Source organism: Micromonospora sp. NPDC023814, assembly GCF_040639595.1.
Taxonomy (GTDB): domain Bacteria; phylum Actinomycetota; class Actinomycetes; order Mycobacteriales; family Micromonosporaceae; genus Micromonospora.
This window is the reverse complement of record NZ_JBFAAF010000025.1, coordinates 62,051-79,604: the sequence shown is the minus strand read 5'-3', so window position 1 is coordinate 79,604 and position 17,554 is coordinate 62,051. Positions and strand designations below refer to the sequence as shown.

Here is a 17,554-nt window from a genome sequence, read left to right as displayed (position 1 = left end):
ATCCGCCGGTGTGCCGCCCGGCACACACGAACCGGTGCGCTGACCGACCCGTCCCCGGCTTGAGCCGGGCGGGGACGGGGTACCACTCCGCCATGGGTCAGCTCAGCAGTTCGCCGCCCCCGCCGCAGGCCGTCGAGCTGCGGCGGTGGACGTTGTCCGAGGGGGCGGACCTGCGCGGCCTGCGGGCGTCCCTGCACGAGGAGTTGACGGGCGACGTGCTCGGCGAGGGCGAGGCCCTGGAGGAGGTCCCCGAGCTGGTCGTGCTGATCGCCACGGAACTCGCCACGAACGCTCTGCGCGACGGGAGGCCGCCGACCATCGTCCGGCTGCTCGCCACCGACGACCACCTCGTCCTCGACGTCGCCGACCACGACCTCGGTTCCCTGCCGGAGCTCGCCGACACGCAGCCCGAGGGTGCCGGCGGGCGCGGTCTGCAACTCGCCCGCGCCCTCTCCCTCGACGTCGGCTGGTACGCCACCGGCACCACCAAGAACATCTGGGCGTCCTTCCCCCGCACCGCCCGGTTGGGCGGCGCGCGGCACGCCTGACCGGTGGGCCGCCCGCACCGGCCGGGCAGTTCGGGCCCCCGGGGCCCCGTCTCCCGACAACCTACACTGGTTGCCGTGGGGCAATCAGCGTGATCGGCGAAGAGCGGCGGGCCGCGCCGCGGGGGCACCTCTGCTGGGCGTACGAGGACCTGGGGTCGCTCGCCGCCCGGGCGGAGCGCTACCTGCTCGCGGGCCTCGCCGCCGGCGAACGCGTCTGGTACGTCACGCCGCACCCCGCGGACGCGGTGGCCGACCGGCTGCACCGCCTGCCCGGCTTCGCCGCCGCCGTGCGCCGGGGCGCCGCCGCCGTGGTCCCCCTGTTCTCGACCTACTCGCACGGCCACGTCGTCGACCCACCGACGCAGGTCGCCGCCTACGCGGCCGCCACCGACGAGGCGCTCGCCGCCGGGCACACCGGGCTGCGCGTGGCCGCGGAGGCCACCGAGCTGGTCCGCACCCCGGCCCAGCTGGAGAGCTTCACCCGCTACGAGCACCTCGTCGACCGCTACATGCGCACCCGGCCGTTCTCGGCCATGTGCGCCTACCACCGACCCGGGCTGGGCGACCGGGCGGTCGCCGAGCTGGCCTGCATGCACCCGGCCAGCAACGTCGACGACGTGCTGTTCCGGTTGTACGCCGTCCCGCCCGCCGACGGGCACGCCGCGCTGGCCGGCGAGCTGGACCTCTCCAACCACGAGCTGTTCCGCACCGCCCTGGACCGCGCCGACCTGCGCCCCACCGACGGTGAGCTGGTGCTGTCCGCGGCCGGGCTGCGCTTCCTCGACCACCGTGCCCTGACCCACCTCGCCGAGTACGCGCGCCGCCGCGGCGCGACCGCCGTGCTGCGCACCTCCCGCTCGGCGGCGGCCCGGTTGGTCGACCTGCTGGACCTGCCCGGCATCCGGGTGGCGGTCGCGCGATGAGGACCGGCGCCGCCGCCCAGCACCACGGCTACTACCACGAGGCCGTCCGGTACGACTCCGACGACGAACTGCTCGCCGTGGTGGTGCCGTTCCTGCTCGGCGGCGTCGAGGCGGGCGAGCCCACCTACGTGGCCCTGGGCGAGCGCACCGGCGCGCTGGTCCACTCGGCGCTGCCCGCCGGCTGCGGGGTCGAGTTCCTGCCCAGCGGCGACGTCTACGCTCGGCCCGCCTCCGCCATCCGGTCCTACCGTGAACTCCTCGCGGCACAGGTGGCCGCCGGCGCCCGGCAGATCCGGATCCTCGGCGAGGTGCCCCCGGCCGCGTTCGACGCGACGTGGGACTGGTGGGCCCGGTACGAGTCGGCGATCAACCACGCCTACGACGACTTCCCGCTGTGGAGCATGTGCGCGTACGACACCCGGTGCACGCCGCCGGAGGTGCTGGCGGACGTGGCCCGCACGCATCCCCGGTTCGCGACCGCCGACGGCCGGCACGTGCCGAGCACGACCTGGACGTCGCCGACGGATTACCTGCGGGAGACCCGGCCGGTCGTGCCCGACCCCCTCCAGGTGGAGCCGCCGGTCGTCGAGCTGACCGACCCGACGGCGGCCGAGGCGCGCGCCGCCGTGCACAAGGCCGACCGGGGCCAAATGTCGGCCGACGACGTGGACGATCTCGTCGTCGCGGTCAGCGAGATCGTCACCAACGCGCTGCGCCACGGCCGACCGCCGGTCCTGCTACGCGTCTGGTCCGGCGACGACCGCATCGTGGCGACGGTCCGCGACGGCGGCGACGGGCCGGGGGACCCGTACTGCGGGCTGCTTCCCGCGTCCGGCGGCGCCCCGGGCGGGCTGGGCCTGTGGATCACCTACCAGTCGTGCAGCCACGTGACCTGGCACCGCGACGGCGAGGGCTTCACGCTCCGGCTGACGGCCGGGAACCCGCACGCCGCCCACTGACCCACCGGCGCCCTGCCGGCCGCGGCGTCACCGCCCCCAGGGCTCGGCCGGTCGGCAGTCACCGCCGGGCCGCCCGTACACCACCGTGCCGGCGGGGTCGACGTAGCAGTGGTCGAACTCGTCCGAGCGCTGGAACAACCGGCGGCGGTCGATCTCGGTGCCGGCGGCGTCGTAGCTCACCAGTTGCGCCCCGTCCTCGTCGAGGTCGGCCCCGACCGTCATGACGGCGAAGATGCCACCGGAGATCCGGGCGGCGGTGGTCTTCCCGTCGCCGTGTTCCAGCACCAGGCGGGCGACCCGGGAGCTGACCCGGCCGCTGACCGTCACGTCGCCACCGGACCGCTTCGTGGCGGTGAGCAGGAGTCGTTGCACCGGTCCGGGGAGCAGGTCGTGCGCGGGCCAGCGGTCGATCGAGAGCCCGCCCGACACCTCCGCGCCCGCCGGCCGGTGCACGTCGCAGGTCACGTAGCCCGTCTCGGCCAGAAAGAACACCACCGCGCGGTCGCCCCGCTCGGCCGCCATCGCCAGATCGGCCATGGTCGGCTGCACCTGGCCGTCCTGCGGGCTCCACGCCAGGCACTGCCGGACAGCCGCCCGGAGGGAGGGGGACAACTCGCCGGACCCCATCGCCAGCACCTCCACCGTCTCGGCGTCGGAGGGCGCCCGTACGGCGAACCCGGCCGCGACCACCGCCAGCGCGGTCGCACCCACCGCGAGCCGCAGGCGGACCCGTCCGGTCGCCGGGCGGCGGACCGCACGGAGGACGTCCGCCCGCATCCGGTCCGCCACCCGGGGCGGCAGGTCCCGCTCGCCGGGCGGCTCGAGGGTCTTCGTCATCACTGTTCCTCCTCGTTCTCGTCGGTGACCAGCCGCGCCAGCCGTTTCCGGGCGCGGCTGACCCGGGACCGGACGGCGACCTCGCTGACGCCGAGGGCCGCCGCCGCGTTCGCGTACGGCACCCCCGACCAGAGGCAGAGCGCGACGGCCTCCCGCTCCGCCCGGGGCAGCCGCCGGGCGGCGGCCAGGATCGCCCTCATCCGCCGCTCGTCGTCCAGCCGCTGCGCGACCTCCTCCGCCGGGTCGTCCGCCGCCTGCCGGTCGACCGGCAGGCGGCGCAGCAGCGCCGCCCACCGTCGCGCCGACCGCCACTCGGTGCGTACGGCATTGCTCGCCACCACCAGCAGCCAGGGCAGCACCGATCCGTCCACCAGGCGTGCCGCGTCCCTCCTCCGCCAGGCGACCAGGAAGGTGGCCTGGGTGACGTCCTCCGCCGTGCACCAGGAGCCGGTCAGCCGGAAGGCATGGTTGTAGACCGCACGCGAGTGGCGGTCGAAGAGCCGCCCGAACGCGCCCTCGTCGCCGGCGGCGACGGCCGGCCAGAGTTCCTCGTCGCAGGGCCGTGTCTCGGTCTTCACACCCCACTATGGCCGGGTCGCCCGGTGTTGTTGCGGCAGCCGCCACCCGAGCCGCCCGCCGGCGGCCGGCACCGGCCGGACGGGACCGTCGCGCGTCCACGCGCCGCGATCGGCTCCGGTGGCACCCGTCACGACCGGCGGACGGCGGGCGGGCCCGGGGGTACGTTCGGCGGGCAGGCGACGGTCGTTTCCGGGCGCGCCGGAGCAGACCCCAGGAGGACGCGGCCGTGCCGGACGCCGAGGAACTGATCAGCGACGCCCTCGCGGCGGTACGCGGCACCGACGTACGCCTCGCGGAGCGGCAGTTGGACCGGTTGATGATCGGCACGGGCGCGGCGGACGGCGCGGCGGCCGTCGACGCCGCGCTCCTGCGCCGCCTGGTCCGCGGGATCGGCCGGCTGGCGCCGCGCGGCTGGCAGCCGGTGGACCTGGCCCGGCTCGCCACCCGCCGGCTCGGTGCCCGGTCGGCCGGGCTGGTGACCGACGCGCTCGCGGCGCACCGCCGCGACCTGACCGGGCCGGTGCCTCCGTGGTGGGACGACCAGCTCCGCGACCTGGGCGCGCGGGTGTGGTGGGATGCCGACGAGGGCCACCTGGCCGCGTGGTCGGCCCGCGCCGGGTGGGACCGGTTCACCGCGCTGCGCGCGGCGGTCGACGCGTTGGCCCTGGTCGACGGGCTCCCGCCGGTCGCCGTGCTGCGCCCGCCGCCCGGCGCCACCGGGGCGGTCGCCGCGCGCGGCGGGTCCGGCGGCGGGTCGCGGATGCTTGACCGGGTGCGGGCGCTGCTGGCCAAGGCTGAGTCGACGACCTACCCGGCCGAGGCGGAGGCGCTGACCGGCAAGGCCCAGGAGCTGATCGCCCGGCACAGCATCGACCAGGCGCTGCTGGCGGGCGTCGCCGAGCGCGCCGACCAGCCCGGCGGGGTGCGTCTCGGCACCGACCCCCCGTACGCGGGCGCCAAGGCGCTGCTGGTGCAGGAGGTGGCGGCGGCGAACCGCTGCGAGGCGGTGTGGTCCGACGACCTGGGCTTCACCACCGTGCTGGGCTGGCCGGCCGACCTGGAGGCGGTCGAGCTGCTCTACACCTCGCTGCTGGTACAGGCCACCGCCGCGATGCTGCGCGGCCGGGGCGAGCGACGGGCCAAGGGCGCCGGCCGTCGCACCCGGGACTACGACGAGTCCTTCCTCAACGCCTTCGCGCTGCGGATCGGCGAGCGGCTGCGGGCGGCCACCGAGGACGCGGACCGGCAGGCGGCCACCGAGGCCGGGCCGGAGCGGCTGCTGCCGGTGCTCGCCACCCGCGCCGAGGCGGTGCGCGAACGCCTCGACACGCTCTTCCCCGGCGTCACCCGGGCCCGGCTCACCGTCCGCGACGCCGACGGCTGGTCGTCCGGCACCTCCGCCGCCGACCGCGCCTCGCTCGGCGGCAGCCCCAGCCCGAAGCGCCAGGTACGCGGCCGGCGCTGAGAATCTTCCCGCACCGCTGTCGGATCCGGCGGGTCGGCTCCGACCCTTCCCCGGAGACGCGTCACCATGGGCGCGGCCGAGCGGACGAGGAGCACCCGATGAAGTACATGCTGCTGATCTGGAACCGCCCCGGGTTCGTCGAGGAGCTGTCGGAGCAGGAACGCACCGCGCTCTTCGGCGAGGTCGACGAGATCATGCGCGAGCTGACGGAGTCCGGCGAGCTGGTCGGCGGCCAGGCGCTGGCCGACCCGTCGCAGGCGCGTACGGTCCGGCTGGCCGGTGACCGGCCGGAGGTGACCGACGGGCCGTTCATGGAGAGCAAGGAGCAGTTCGCCGGCTACCTGATGATCGACTGCGACAGCCCGGAGCGGGCCGCCGAGATCGCCAGCCGCTGGCCGGACGTGCGGCTGGGCTTCGGCGCGCTGGAGGTGCGGGCGGTCATGAACGAGGCCGGGACGGACATGTGAGCGGACGGCACGTCGAGGACCTGCTGCGCGATTTGGCGCCGCAGGTCCTCGGCCTGCTCGTCCGCCGACACGGCCAGTTCGACGCGGCCGAGGACGCCGTGCAGGAGGCGCTGCTCGCCGCCGCCATGCAGTGGCCGGAACGGGGCGTGCCGGACAACCCCCGGGCCTGGCTGCTCACCGTCGCCGGCCGCCGGTTGACCGACGAGTGGCGCAGCGAGCGGGCCCGCCGGGACCGGGAGGTCGCGGTGGCCGTCCGCGAGCCGGCGTACGCGACGGTCGCGCCCGCGGCCGACGAGGAGCCGCCGGCCGGGGACGACACCCTGACCCTGCTGTTCCTCTGCTGCCACCCGGCGCTGGCCCGGTCCGCGCAGGTCGCGCTGACGCTGCGCGCGGTCGGTGGCCTGACCACCGCGCAGATCGCCAGGGCACACCTGGTGCCCGAGGCGACCATGAGCCAGCGCATCCGCCGGGCCAAGCAGCGGATCGAGGCTGCCGGGGCCCGGTTCCGCATGCCCTCGCCCGGGGAGCGGGACGAACGGCTGCGAACCGTGCTCCAGGTGCTCTACCTGATCTTCAACGAGGGCTACACCGCCTCCGGCGGGCCGGACCTGCACCGGGCCGACCTGACCGCCGAGGCGATCCGGTTGGCCCGCACGCTGCACCAGCTGCTCCCCGACGACGGCGAGGTGAGCGGGCTGCTGGCGCTGATGCTGCTCACCGACTCGCACCGGGCGGCCCGGACCGGGCCGACCGGCGAGCTGGTCCCGCTCGCCGAGCAGGACCGCGACCGCTGGGACGCCGCCGCCATCGCGGAGGGGATCGCCCTGGTCACCGAGGCGCTGACGTGGTCGCCACCCGGCCCGTACCAGCTCCAGGCGGCGATCGCCGCGGTGCACGCCGAGGCGTCGTCGGCGGAGCTGACGGACTGGCCGCAGATCCTGGCGCTCTACCGGCTGCTCGCCCGGATCGCCCCGAATCCGATGATCACCCTCAACCAGGCGGTCGCGGTGGCCATGGTGGACGGTCCCCGCGCCGGCCTGGCCCTGCTCGCCCCGCTCGACGCCGACGACCGCATCGCCGGGCACCACCGACTGGCCGCCGTCCGCGCCCACCTGCTGGAGCTGGCCGGCGAGCCGCGGGCGGCGCGGGCGGCGTACCTGGCGGCGGCCCGGGGCACGACGAGCCTGCCGGAGCAGCGCTACCTGGAGCTGCGCGCCGCCCGGCTGGCGACACCGACGAGTCCCGGCGTGCCCCGCCGAGAGCCGCGCTGACCGGGCGCCGGCCGGCGTGCGGCACGGGGGCGCACGCCGGCCGGCTCTCCGTCAGGCGACCGGGACGGCCGGGCAGCGGGTGTCGCGGGCGGGCACGTCGACCGAGATCAGATAGCGGTCGACCGCGTCCTGCACGCAGGCGCTGCGGGTGTAGTTGCCGTGCCCCCACCCCTCGTAGGTCAGCAGCAGCCCCGAGCGGCCGAGCTGCCGCGCCACGTTCGTCGCCCAGTTGTGGCCGCTCGCCGGGTCGTGCCGGGTGTTGGCGAGCAGCAGCGGCACGTCGGTGCGGACCCGCAGCCGGTGCTGCGGGTTGGCGACCGGGGCCGGCGTGCCGAGGCACGTCGCGATCGCCTGCAGCGCCTGCGGGTAGCGCAGGTCGGGCGCGATCCGGGCCGCCCGGCGCAGGTGGGCGGTGTACTCCCGGTGATCGCGGACCGGCAGGTGCCAGTCGGCGCAGAAGACCGCGAAGGGGTGCGGCCGCACGGCGTCGTCGCCCGCGGCAGCGGTGGCGGCCGGGCGCCCGGTGGAAGCGGGCGGGGTCGCCCGCAGGGCCACGATGTCCCGGGCCAGTCCGGCCCAGTCCGGGCCGTACAGCGCGCGCTGGGCGAGCCGGCTGAGGTCGTACGGGGTCAGCGCCGCCCCGGGCCGGTCCGGGTCCGCCAGCTCGCCCCGCTCCGCGCGGGGGAACAGGCCCGCCCAGGCGGCCCGGACGTCCTCGCCGTGCAACGGGCAGCTCGGCGTACGGGCGCACCAGGCGACGAACTCGTCGAAGGAGTCCTGTGCGGCGGCGCCCTGGGTGTCGAGGAACGCCCGGGTGCCGAGGCTGTGGTCGACCACGCTCTCCAGCACCATGGCCCGGACCCGGTGCGGGAACTCCTCGGCGTACTGCGCGCCGAGCAGGGTGCCGTACGAGCTGCCGTGGAAGGTGAGCCGGGGCTCGCCGAGCGCCGCCCGGACGGCGTCCAGGTCCCGGGCGGCGCTGCGGGTGTCGACGTGGTCGAACAGCGGCCCGGTCCGCTGCCGGCAGTCCTCCCGGAGCAGCGCGTTGTCGGCGAGGGTGGCGTCGAACCGGGCCTGGTCGGTGATGACCTGGGGCTGTCGGTCGAGCAGCACCGCCGAGCAGAGCACGGGGTTGCTGCGGCCGATGCCGCGCGGGTCGAAGCTGACGATGTCGAACCGGCGGCGCAGGTCGTCGCTGAACCGGTCGTTGCGCAGGATCCGCCGGACGCCGGAGTCCCCCGGCCCGCCCGGGCCGAACACCAGCGAACCGATCCTGGCGGCCGGGTCGGTGGCGGCGCGGCGGGCCAGGTGGAGCGTGAACCGGTCGCCGTCCGGCCGGTCCCAGTCGACGGGGAGCGACAGGGTGCCGCACTCGGCGGTGCGGTCCTCCGCGCAGGGCTGCCAGGCGATGCCCGGCGCGGCGGCCGGCGCCGGTGGGGCGGCCAGGGCGGGCGTGGGCGGAGACAGTCCCGCCGCCAGCAGCGCGGCGGTCGCGCCGAGCGCCAGCGCCCGGAGCCGGAGCGGACGCCGGGGTGTGCCCTCCGCGTCCTGTCGGCCCGGGTCGTCCACGACGTCAGGCACCCGGGGTCGGTCGCCGCCGCGAGGGGCGGATTTGCGTACGCGCAGCACGAGATGCCGTCCTCTCCGTCGAAGGAGCGTTGCGATCAGCGGGACCAGCCTGCACTCCATCCCGCCGAGGGCCGCCAGCACCCGGGCGGAGGCCGCCTGGGCCTCGACGGCGGCCTGGGCGAACCGTCGGGACTCCTCGCGGGGCCCCGCAGGTGCACCTGCACCAGCGCCGGGCTCGCGGGCGAGTTCGCCGACGTACGCGTGGCGTCGCGCCGGCACGGCGACCACCCGCAGGCGGTGCGGGTTGGCCAACGTGGCCGGTGGGCGCACCGGCTCGCCGCCGGTGGCCGTCGGACCAGCGCTCATGACCAGCCCTTGCCGATGCGAACGGACGCTAGCGGGTCAGCGTCCGGCGCGTCACCAGTGGACGGTCGATCTCAGGGACGGGTGGGGGATGCCCCCGGCTCCTCCCCGGAGCCACCGGAGATTGGCACGGGGGTCGGCTCAGGCGTGGCACTCCCGGGTCAGCTGCGCCGGGATGCCGGTGAAGGTGGAGCTCATCCAGGCGGCCGGGCGGGACGCCCGGGAGCCGGCGTCGATCCGGTCGGCGGTGTCCTCGATCAGGGTGCGGATCCGCGGGTCGGCGGCCCGGCGGGCCTGGGCGCGTACGTCGTCGGCCAGGTCGGCCAGGTTGCGCCGGAGCTGGTCGGTGACCTGCTCGCCGGTGAGGTCACGGCGGACCGAGGCCGTCGAGTCGGTGGCGATCTTCTGGCTGCCGGTGAGGATGACCCGGTCCACCTGTCGGCAGACGTCGACGGTGTTGGCGGCCGTCGTGGCGACCGGGGACGGGCTCGCGGTGGCACTCGCCGGAGCGGTTGGGCTCGCCGACGAGGCGCCGGTCGGTGCGCCGGCCTCCTCCCGGGGCGCGTCCTGGCAGCCGACGGCCAGCACCGCGAGCGCCACCGTGGCGGCGGCGCGCCGCGCGTACACGACGGATCGGGACATGGGACCTCCCGTTCGCGGGTCTCGGCCGTCCGGCGGACGGCACGGGGTCGACCGACGCCGGGCGGCGAGACGTCGTCCTGCCAACGAGCGGGGTCACCCCCTGGACACGTCGGCCGTCGCGGCCCGACACGCGGTGCGCCGGGCCGGCGAGGGCCGGCCCGGCGGTTTTCCGCGTACGCGGGTCAGCTCTTGAAGGCGTCCTTGACCTTCTCGCCGGCCTGCTTCAGCTTGGCGCTGGTCTGGTCGTTGCGCCCCTCGGCCTCGAGCCGCTCGTTGTCGGTGGCCCGGCCGGCGCCCTCCTTCAGCTTGCCGGCGGCGTCCTCGGTCGCGTTGTTGATCTTGTCGTCGAAGCCCATGTCAACCTCCGATTGGCAGTGCCGGTACGGCCTCGGGGTACCCCGCCCGGCCACCGCCCAACCGCCCCGGCCGCCCACCGTCGACGTGGCGACCCGCGTCGGGCCTGTGTCGGTCACGGCAGTCAGGAAACAGGGACCTGCGAGAACCGCCGCGACGACCGCGCCGCCGGCCCCCCTTCGGGAGGACCGGCGGCGCGGTGGGCAGGGTCAGGCGACCGGGCGGAAGCCGCGCAGCCGCAGGCTGTTGGCGACGACGAAGACCGAGGAGAAGGCCATCGCGGCGCCGGCGATCATCGGGTTGAGCAGGCCCGTGGCCGCCAGCGGCAGGGCCGCCACGTTGTAGGCGAAGGCCCAGAACAGGTTGCCCTTGATGATGCCGAGGGTGCGCCGGGAGAGCCGGATCGCGTCCACGGCGGCCATCAGGTCGCCCCGCACGAGGGTCAGGTCGGACGCCTCGATCGCCACGTCGGTGCCGGTGCCCATGGCCAGGCCCAGGTCGGCCTGGGCCAGCGCGGCGGCGTCGTTGACGCCGTCGCCGACCATCGCCACGGTCCGCCCCTCGCCCTGGAGCCGTCGCACCACGTCGACCTTGTCGGCGGGCAGCACCTCGGCGATCACCTCGTCGATGCCCACCTCGGCGGCCACCGCGCGGGCGACCGTGGTGTTGTCGCCGGTCAGCAGCACCGGGGTCAGACCCAGCTCCCGGAGCCGCGCGACCGCCGCCCGGCTCGTCGGCTTGACGACGTCGGCCACCGCGAGCACGCCCCGGGCCCGCCCGTCCCAGCCGGCCAGCACGGCCGTCCGTCCCTCGGCCTCCGCCGTGGTCGCCGCCCGCGCCACCTCCTCCGGTACGTCCAGGCCGCGCTCGCGCAGCAGCCGGAGCCGGCCGACCAGCACCTCGCGGCCGTCCACCGTGCCGGTCACGCCGAGCCCCTCGACGTTGGCGAAGCCGGTCACCGGCGGCAGCACGCCCGCCTCGGCCGCGCCGGTGGCGACCGCCTGGGCGATCGGGTGCTCGGACGCGGCCTCCAGCGCCCCGGCCAGCCGGAGCAGCTCCGCCCGGTCCTCGCCGGCCGCCGGGAGCACGTCCACCAGGGTCATCCGACCGGTGGTGACGGTGCCGGTCTTGTCCAGTACGACGGTGTCCACCTGCTTCGTGGACTCCAGCACCTCCGGGCCCTTGATCAGGATGCCGAGCTGGGCACCGCGGCCGGTGCCGACGAGCAGGGCGGTCGGCGTGGCCAGCCCGAGGGCGCACGGGCAGGCGATGATCAGCACCGCCACGGCGGCCGTGAACGCGGCCGTCGCGCCCGCCCCGGCGCCGAGCCACCAGCCGAGGGTGCCCGCCGCGAGGGCGATCACGATCGGCACGAAGACGCCCGAGATCCGGTCGGCGAGGCGCTGCACCGCCGCCTTGCCGGTCTGCGCCTGCTCGACCAGCCGGGCCATCTGCGCCAGCTGGGTGTCGCCACCGATCCGGGTGGCGGTGACGACGAGACGGCCGCCGGCGTTGACGGTGGCGCCGACGACGGTGTCGCCGGGGCCGACCTCGACCGGGACGGACTCGCCGGTGAGCATGCTCGCGTCGACCGCGGAGGTGCCCTCGTCGACCACCCCGTCCGTGGCGACCTTCTCGCCGGGCCGGACCACGAACCGGTCCCCCACCGCGAGCTGGTCCACCGGGATCCGGGTCTCCACGCCGTCGCGCAGCACCGCGACGTCCTTGGCGCCCAACTCGAGCAGGGCGCGCAGGGCCGCCCCGGCGGTCCGCTTCGCGCGGGCCTCGAAGTAGCGGCCGGCGAGGATGAACGCCGTCACCCCGGCCGCCGCCTCCAGGTAGATGTTGCCGGCGCCGTCGGTGCGGCTGATGTCGAGGGTGAACGGGTGGGTCATCCCCGGCTCCCCGGCGGTGCCGAGGAAGAGCGCCCAGACCGACCAGCCGAACGCGGCCAGGGTGCCGAGCGAGACCAGGGTGTCCATGGTCGCCGCGCCGTGCCGCAGGTTGACCCAGGCCGCCCGGTGGAACGGCAGGCCGCCGTAGACGACGACCGGGGCGGCCAGGGTCAGCGACAGCCACTGCCAGTAGGTGAACTGCCAGGCGGGCACCATCGCCAGCACGATCACCGGCACGGTGAGCACGAGCGAGACCCACAGCCGGGTACGCAGGCCACGCAGCTCGTCCACGGGCTCGGCGGCCGGCTCCGCGCCGGCGGTTGCGGGCGGGGGCGGCAGGGCGGCGGTGTAGCCGGTCTTCTCCACCGTGGCGATCAGGTCGTCCGGGCTGACGTCGTCGGCGTACCGGACGCTGGCCTTCTCGGTGGCGTAGTTGACCGTGGCGGTCACGCCGTCCATCCGGTTCAGCTTCTTCTCGATCCGGGAGGCGCAGGAGGCGCAGGTCATCCTGCCGATCGCCAGCTCGATCTGGTTGGGTGCCATCTGCAGTGGCTTGGTGGTGGTCATCACGGTCCCGTCAGTTGTGCCCGTGGCCGGGGGCGCCGTGGCCGGCGTCGGCGGTCGGGGAGCTCGTGGCGGCGGGCGTGGGCGCCGCCGGGGTGCCCGTCGCGGCCGGCGTGGCCGACCCCGTCGGGGTGCCGGCGACGACGGTGAACTCGGCGGTGCGCACCACGCCGCCGTGCTTGAAGTCCAGGTAGAGCCGGTAGGCGCCGGCCGACGGCACCTCGGCGAAGAACCTCACCTCGGGGCCGGGCTTCGTCCGCCCGTCGCCCGGCTCGCCGTCGGGGTGCACGTGCAGGTACGCCAGGTCGCCCTGGCGCAGCGCCACCAGGTGGCCGTACGCACCCAGGTAGGGCTCCAGGTCGGTGACCGGCGCGCCGTCGCGGTTGACGGTCAGGGTCAGTTCGGCGGTGCGGCCGGGCTGCGGGGCACCGGTGAGGGTGACGGTGTAGCCGTCGACCGTCGTGCTGGCCGCCGCGGCGGGCAGCGGCTGCTCGGCCAGGGCGCCGGGAACGGTCACGTCGACGCCGAGGGTCAGCGCCTCGCCCCCGGTGGGGGTGAAGTCCGCGAACGCCCGCCAGACGCCGGGCCCGCCCAGCGGCGAGTCGACCCGCCAGGTGCCGTCCGCCGCCATCTCCGGGTGCACGTGCCGGAAGCCGGACAGGTCGCGGCGGGCCACGATCAGGTGCATGCGCTTGTCGTGCGCCACGTCGTACGCGGTGACCGGCCGGCCGTCCGGGCCGGTGACCTGGAAGGCGAACTGCCCAGCCGGGGCGTCGACCGGTCGGAGGGTGTAGCCGCGGTCGGAGACGAGCAGTCCACCCGGCAGGTGGGCTGCCGCGCCGCCCTCGTCGCCCCCGTGTCCGGCCCCGCCGGTGTCCCCGTGGCCGTCCGCGGCGTCGTGGCCGGTCTCGGCGGCCGGGGCCACGGGGCCGGCCGCCTGGCCGACCCCGTACGCCGCGCCGAAGACCGCCGCGAGACCGAGGACGAAACCGCTCAGTTTCGTCGCCGTGTTCATGGTGTGCCTCGGTTTCCCCGTGCCCGCCGTCAGGCGCCGACGAGGTCGTAGCCGGCCTCGTCGACGGCGGCGCGCACGGTGTCGATGTTCAGTGGGCTCTCGCTGGTGACGGTGACCCGCCCGGCGGCGAGGTCGACCTGGACGTCGCTGACGCCCGGGATGGCGCCGACCTCGGCGCTGACCGAGCTGACGCAGTGCCCGCAGGTCATGCCCTGCACCTGGTACGTCGTGGTGACCATCGAACTCTCCTCTCGACGCCTCCAGCATATACCCCCCAGGGGTAATGAGGAGGCGGACGGATGCCTGCTCTGCGCACCGATACCCGGTGGGGGTATCGGTCATGGACGACAGTACCATACCCCCGAGGGGTACGCTATCCTGGATCGCATGACCACACCGACGCCCGCCCCGACCAGGGGCTACACCGCCAGCAAGGACCAGTTGCTCGCGCGGCTGCGCCGCGTCGAGGGGCAGGTCCGCGGCATCGAGAAGATGGTCGACGACGACCGCTACTGCATTGACGTGCTCACGCAGATCTCCGCGATCCAGGCCGCCCTGGACAAGGTCGCCCTCGGCCTGCTCGACGGGCACGCCCGGCACTGCATGCACGAAGGGGCGGCCGAGGGCCGGGCCGACGAGATGGCCACCGAGATGATGGCCGCCGTCGGCCGCCTCATGAAGCGCGGCTGACCCGGCCGGCGGTGCCCCGGCGCTCGCACGGTGCGAGCGCCGGGGCGGCCCGGGTCAGAGCCGGCCGAGGATCTTCTCCATCGTGTCGATCTCGGCCTGCTGGGTGGTGACGATCTGCTGGGCCAGGGCCTTGGCCTCCGCGTTCACGCCCCGGGCCAGCTCGTCCCGGGCCATGGTGACGGCGCCCTCGTGGTGAGCGATCATCATGGTCAGGAACTGCCGGTCGAACTCCCGCCCGGAGGCCGCCGCCAGCTTCTGCATGTCGGCGTCGGACATCATGCCGGGCATGCCGTGGTCCATGTGCGGCGTCTCGGCGCCGGGCGACGGCACCGGCCGCCCCCAGGCCGACAACCAGCCGCTCATGGTGGCGATCTCGGGCGCCTGGGCGGCCTTGATCTCCCCGGCGAGCCGCTTGACCTCCGGGTCCGCCGCCCGCGTGGCGGCCAGCTCCGCCATCTCCACCGCCTGCCGGTGGTGCGGAATCATCATCTGGGCGAACATCGCGTCGGCGTCGCCGAAGGCGGCCGCGCCGGACGCGGTGGCCGCCGGCCCGCTGGTGGCGGGCGTGCCGTGCCCCGCGCCCGGGGACGAGTGCCCGTCGCCGCCGCAGGCGGTCAGGACGAGGGCGGCGGTGACGGTGGCGCCGGCCAGGGCGGCACGGCACGCAATGGTACGAGTGGTCACGTCTGGGCCTTTCGGTGTCAAAACGTACGCAGCAGGACGGGGACGCGGACCGGCCGACCGGGCCGCGCCGGGGCGTCCTATCTGCGCAGCACCGAGACTGTGGCGAGCCGCAGGCCGACCGGCCGGGACGGCGGAGCACGGGGCGACCGGGCCGGCCCGCCCGACCCCTGGCCCGCCAGGCCGGCGGCCGGTACGCCGGCCAGCAGCAGCACGGCGAGCAGCAGCGGAGCGGCGAGCGCGCCCAGCACCGCCAGGCACACGCCCCACCAGGGCAGCTCGCCGCCCGGCCCGCCGGACGGGAGGAACCGCTCGTGCGGGCAGTCGCCCGAGCAGCCCACGACGCCGGACAGCGCCGCCGGGACGACGTACGCGATGGCGGGGACCTGACCGAGCGGCGCGGCGGCGTCGTGACGGGGCAGCGCGGCGGGGACCTGACCGAACGGCGCGGCGGTGTCGTGACGGGGCAGCGCCTGCGACGCGCCGTCGTGCGCACCGGCCGCGGCGACGGCGTGCGCGGAAACCTCGGCGGAATGGCCCACGGCGTGCGAGCCGTGGCCGAGGGTGTGCATCGCGGCCAGGCCGAACAGCGTGCCGACGAGCAGCAGCAGCCGGGCCCATCGCCCCGCCGTCACCGTCGCCGCCGCCCGCACACCGACCACGGTAGTCCCCGGGGCCGGTGCGGCTGGGGGCCACCGGCACAGTCGACGGCGAATCCGCCCCGGACGAGACCGCGGTGTCGGCCACCACGGGACGGTCGACCGGCGGCACCCGGCAGTGACATGGTGGTGACCGACGGTTGCCGGACGGGCGGCCCGCAGCCGACACCAGCCCTCACAACCTGCGACCGGATGTCGGGATGGCTACCATTCGGCCGGTGGCCCTCCGCACTCCGCGCCGCCCGCACCGTCGCCCCGACCGGGCGGCGGTACCGAACGACCGCGACGGGCCGGGCCGGGCCGTCGCGGTGCGCGACCGGCCCGCCACCCCAGGGCGATCCGTTGCGGCGGTCACCCGGGCACGCCGAACCGACCGGCCTGCCGGCACGTACCCCGCCCTGGATTCGTTGGGAGACACTCGATGGGCGCCGACCACACCCGTCCCGCACCGTCCGCCCCGCCGAGGGTGCGACGGATCCTCGTCGCGACGGTGGTGCCCCTGTTCGTCGCCACCCTGATCGCGGCCCTGCTGCTCTGGCCGTGGGACGCCCCGGACGCCGCGCCCGGCACCGATCCGCCCCGCCACCACGGCACGGTGACCCGGGTGGTGACGGAGCCGTGCCCGCCCACCCCGGAGGCGCCGGAGGGCGCCCCGGGCGCCGCGGAGGGCCCCTGCGGCACGGTGACCGTACGCGTCGACGACGGCCCCGACGCCGGCCAGCAGGTGGAGACGCCCGTACCGGCAGGGCCGGGGGCGCCGACGGTCGCGGTCGGCGACGAGATCATCCTGGTCCAGCTCACCGATCCCGCCGACCCCTCGGCGAGCGCCTACAACATCGCCGAGCACCAGCGCGGCAAGCCGCTGCTCTGGCTGGTGGTGCTGTTCGCCGCCGCGATCGTCGCGTTCGGGCGGTGGCGGGGGCTCGCGGCGCTGGCCGGCCTGGCGGCGAGCTTCGCCATCCTGCTGACCTTCGTGCTGCCCGGCATCAGCGCCGGCAGCCCACCGCTGCTGGTCGCGGTCGTCGGCGCGGCACTGATCATGTTCGTGGTGCTCTACCTGACGCACGGGGTGACCGCGCAGACCTCGGTCGCCGTCCTCGGCACGCTGGGCAGCCTGGTGCTGACCGGCGTGCTCGGCACGATCGCCACCGCGGCGACCCACCTGACCGGGTTCGGCACCGAGGACGCCACCACGCTGTCGATGTTCCAGGCCGACGTCGACCTGCACGGCCTGCTGCTCGCCGGGATCATCATCGGCTCGCTCGGCGTGCTCGACGACGTCACCGTGACGCAGGCCGCGACGGTCACCGAGCTGGCGCACGCCAACCCGGGGCTGTCCCGGATGCAGCTGTACCGGGCGGCCACCCGGGTCGGCCGCGCGCACATCGCCTCGACGGTGAACACCATCGTGCTGGCGTACGCCGGGGCCTCGCTGCCGGTGCTGCTCCTGCTGACCGCCGACTCCCGGGCGGTGAGCCAGATCCTGACCAGCGAGTTCCTGGCCCAGGAGATCGTCCGCAGCGCGGTCGCCACCCTGGGCCTGATCGCCGCCGTGCCGCTGACCACCGGGCTCGCGGCCGTGGTGACCACGGCCGGCCGGCGCGGCGACGAGTCAGCCGACCGCGGCGCACCCCCGACCCCGCCGGCCCCCCGGCCGGCAGCCGACCGGTCCGAGGCGCTGGAGGCCCTCAGCGGGCCGCGCGCCGGAAACACCCCCTCCGCCGCCCCCGCCGGGTGGCCCGACCGAAACGGGAGCACGGACACCGCATGGTGAAACTCCTCAGCGTGACCGATCAGGACGTCCCGCCTGATAAACGCGTCACTGGTCACCCTCCGCCGTTACGAAATAACGCATTTAGTCGGCTTAGGGACGTAGATCCCCGGGAGGGCTCTCGGGTAACCTCGCTGCCGGTCACCGCCGAAGGCGCGCAGCGGCGCCTGCGGTGCCGCCGCCCAATCGCCGCCAGGCGAGCCGGGGACCCAGGTACGTGGGGTGAATCCGCGACAGCGGTAGGGGCCACTTCCGCCCCGAACCCGTCAGCTAACCCGGTCGGCGGTCGACGGAAGGGAAAA

18 protein-coding genes and 1 riboswitch are annotated in these 17,554 nt (G+C 75.8%); of the genes, 8 read left to right on the top strand and 10 right to left on the bottom strand.

Annotated features, from left to right (window positions below):
- The first annotated feature begins 92 nt into the window (after positions 1 to 92).
- From AB0G14_RS15900 to AB0G14_RS15890, 3 genes are all read left to right on the top strand, one after another.
- Entirely contained in the window at positions 93 to 548 is a 456-nt protein-coding gene (locus AB0G14_RS15900; protein ID WP_357697846.1) for an ATP-binding protein, read from the top strand.
- 89 nt (positions 549 to 637) lie between these two features.
- Positions 638 to 1,471, top strand: coding sequence for an MEDS domain-containing protein (locus AB0G14_RS15895; RefSeq protein WP_357697843.1), 834 nt, complete (start codon positions 638 to 640; stop codon positions 1,469 to 1,471).
- Positions 1,468 to 2,430: an anti-sigma factor RsbA family regulatory protein gene (locus AB0G14_RS15890; protein ID WP_357697841.1), complete on the top strand. Its 963-nt coding sequence runs from the start codon at positions 1,468 to 1,470 to the stop codon at positions 2,428 to 2,430. The genes AB0G14_RS15895 and AB0G14_RS15890 overlap by 4 nt, the downstream gene beginning before the upstream one ends.
- Positions 2,431 to 2,457: 27 nt before the next feature.
- Here the strand turns inward: AB0G14_RS15890 and AB0G14_RS15885 are convergent, their stop codons facing one another.
- Both AB0G14_RS15885 and AB0G14_RS15880 read right to left on the bottom strand, forming a co-directional pair.
- Positions 2,458 to 3,267: a hypothetical protein gene (locus AB0G14_RS15885; RefSeq protein WP_357697839.1), complete on the bottom strand. Its 810-nt coding sequence runs from the start codon at positions 3,265 to 3,267 to the stop codon at positions 2,458 to 2,460.
- The gene (locus tag AB0G14_RS15880) at positions 3,267 to 3,845 is read right to left on the bottom strand and encodes a sigma-70 family RNA polymerase sigma factor (RefSeq protein ID WP_357697837.1); all 579 of its coding nucleotides are present in this window, start codon (positions 3,843 to 3,845) and stop codon (positions 3,267 to 3,269) included. The genes AB0G14_RS15885 and AB0G14_RS15880 overlap by 1 nt, the downstream gene beginning before the upstream one ends.
- Positions 3,846 to 4,072: 227 nt before the next feature.
- Between AB0G14_RS15880 and AB0G14_RS15875 the strand changes: the two genes are divergently transcribed.
- From AB0G14_RS15875 to AB0G14_RS15865, 3 genes are all read left to right on the top strand, one after another.
- Positions 4,073 to 5,311 (top strand): DUF2786 domain-containing protein, encoded by a 1,239-nt coding sequence (locus tag AB0G14_RS15875; protein ID WP_357697835.1) that lies wholly within the window; start codon positions 4,073 to 4,075, stop codon positions 5,309 to 5,311.
- A 98-nt stretch (positions 5,312 to 5,409) separates the two neighbouring features.
- Entirely contained in the window at positions 5,410 to 5,778 is a 369-nt protein-coding gene (locus AB0G14_RS15870; RefSeq protein WP_357697833.1) for a YciI family protein, read from the top strand.
- Positions 5,775 to 7,049: a DUF6596 domain-containing protein gene (locus tag AB0G14_RS15865; RefSeq protein WP_357697831.1), complete on the top strand. Its 1,275-nt coding sequence runs from the start codon at positions 5,775 to 5,777 to the stop codon at positions 7,047 to 7,049. Before AB0G14_RS15870 ends, AB0G14_RS15865 begins: the two co-directional genes overlap by 4 nt.
- Before the next feature lie 51 nt (positions 7,050 to 7,100).
- On the opposite strand, the gene AB0G14_RS15860 is transcribed toward AB0G14_RS15865, so the two are convergent.
- From AB0G14_RS15860 to AB0G14_RS15835, 6 genes are all read right to left on the bottom strand, one after another.
- Entirely contained in the window at positions 7,101 to 8,984 is a 1,884-nt protein-coding gene (locus AB0G14_RS15860) for an alpha/beta hydrolase (RefSeq protein WP_357697829.1), read from the bottom strand.
- Positions 8,985 to 9,122: 138 nt separating this feature from the next.
- A complete protein-coding gene (locus AB0G14_RS15855) occupies positions 9,123 to 9,623 on the bottom strand; it encodes a hypothetical protein (RefSeq protein ID WP_357697827.1) in 501 nt (166 codons plus the stop codon).
- Positions 9,624 to 9,805: 182 nt separating this feature from the next.
- Positions 9,806 to 9,979, bottom strand: coding sequence for a CsbD family protein (locus AB0G14_RS15850; RefSeq protein ID WP_357453060.1), 174 nt, complete (start codon positions 9,977 to 9,979; stop codon positions 9,806 to 9,808).
- Positions 9,980 to 10,186: 207 nt separating this feature from the next.
- Positions 10,187 to 12,439, bottom strand: a complete 2,253-nt coding sequence (locus AB0G14_RS15845; RefSeq protein WP_357697824.1) for a heavy metal translocating P-type ATPase — start codon at positions 12,437 to 12,439, stop codon at positions 10,187 to 10,189.
- Between the two features lie 10 nt (positions 12,440 to 12,449).
- Positions 12,450 to 13,451, bottom strand: coding sequence for a hypothetical protein (locus tag AB0G14_RS15840; RefSeq protein ID WP_357697822.1), 1,002 nt, complete (start codon positions 13,449 to 13,451; stop codon positions 12,450 to 12,452).
- A 29-nt stretch (positions 13,452 to 13,480) separates the two neighbouring features.
- Positions 13,481 to 13,690, bottom strand: coding sequence for a copper ion binding protein (locus AB0G14_RS15835; RefSeq protein ID WP_357697820.1), 210 nt, complete (start codon positions 13,688 to 13,690; stop codon positions 13,481 to 13,483).
- Positions 13,691 to 13,838: 148 nt separating this feature from the next.
- Between AB0G14_RS15835 and AB0G14_RS15830 the strand changes: the two genes are divergently transcribed.
- The gene (locus tag AB0G14_RS15830; RefSeq protein WP_350681148.1) at positions 13,839 to 14,141 is read left to right on the top strand and encodes a metal-sensitive transcriptional regulator; all 303 of its coding nucleotides are present in this window, start codon (positions 13,839 to 13,841) and stop codon (positions 14,139 to 14,141) included.
- Between the two features lie 54 nt (positions 14,142 to 14,195).
- Here AB0G14_RS15830 and AB0G14_RS15825 read toward each other — a convergent pair whose 3' ends face one another.
- Both AB0G14_RS15825 and AB0G14_RS15820 read right to left on the bottom strand, forming a co-directional pair.
- A complete protein-coding gene (locus AB0G14_RS15825; RefSeq protein ID WP_357697817.1) occupies positions 14,196 to 14,825 on the bottom strand; it encodes a DUF305 domain-containing protein in 630 nt (209 codons plus the stop codon).
- A gap of 77 nt (positions 14,826 to 14,902) precedes the next feature.
- Positions 14,903 to 15,475 (bottom strand): hypothetical protein, encoded by a 573-nt coding sequence (locus tag AB0G14_RS15820; protein WP_357697815.1) that lies wholly within the window; start codon positions 15,473 to 15,475, stop codon positions 14,903 to 14,905.
- Positions 15,476 to 15,902: 427 nt separating this feature from the next.
- Between AB0G14_RS15820 and AB0G14_RS15815 the strand changes: the two genes are divergently transcribed.
- The gene (locus tag AB0G14_RS15815) at positions 15,903 to 17,255 is read left to right on the top strand and encodes a YibE/F family protein (protein ID WP_357697813.1); all 1,353 of its coding nucleotides are present in this window, start codon (positions 15,903 to 15,905) and stop codon (positions 17,253 to 17,255) included.
- A gap of 166 nt (positions 17,256 to 17,421) precedes the next feature.
- Positions 17,422 to 17,553, top strand: a riboswitch (cyclic di-AMP (ydaO/yuaA leader).
- Position 17,554 lies beyond the last annotated feature (1 nt).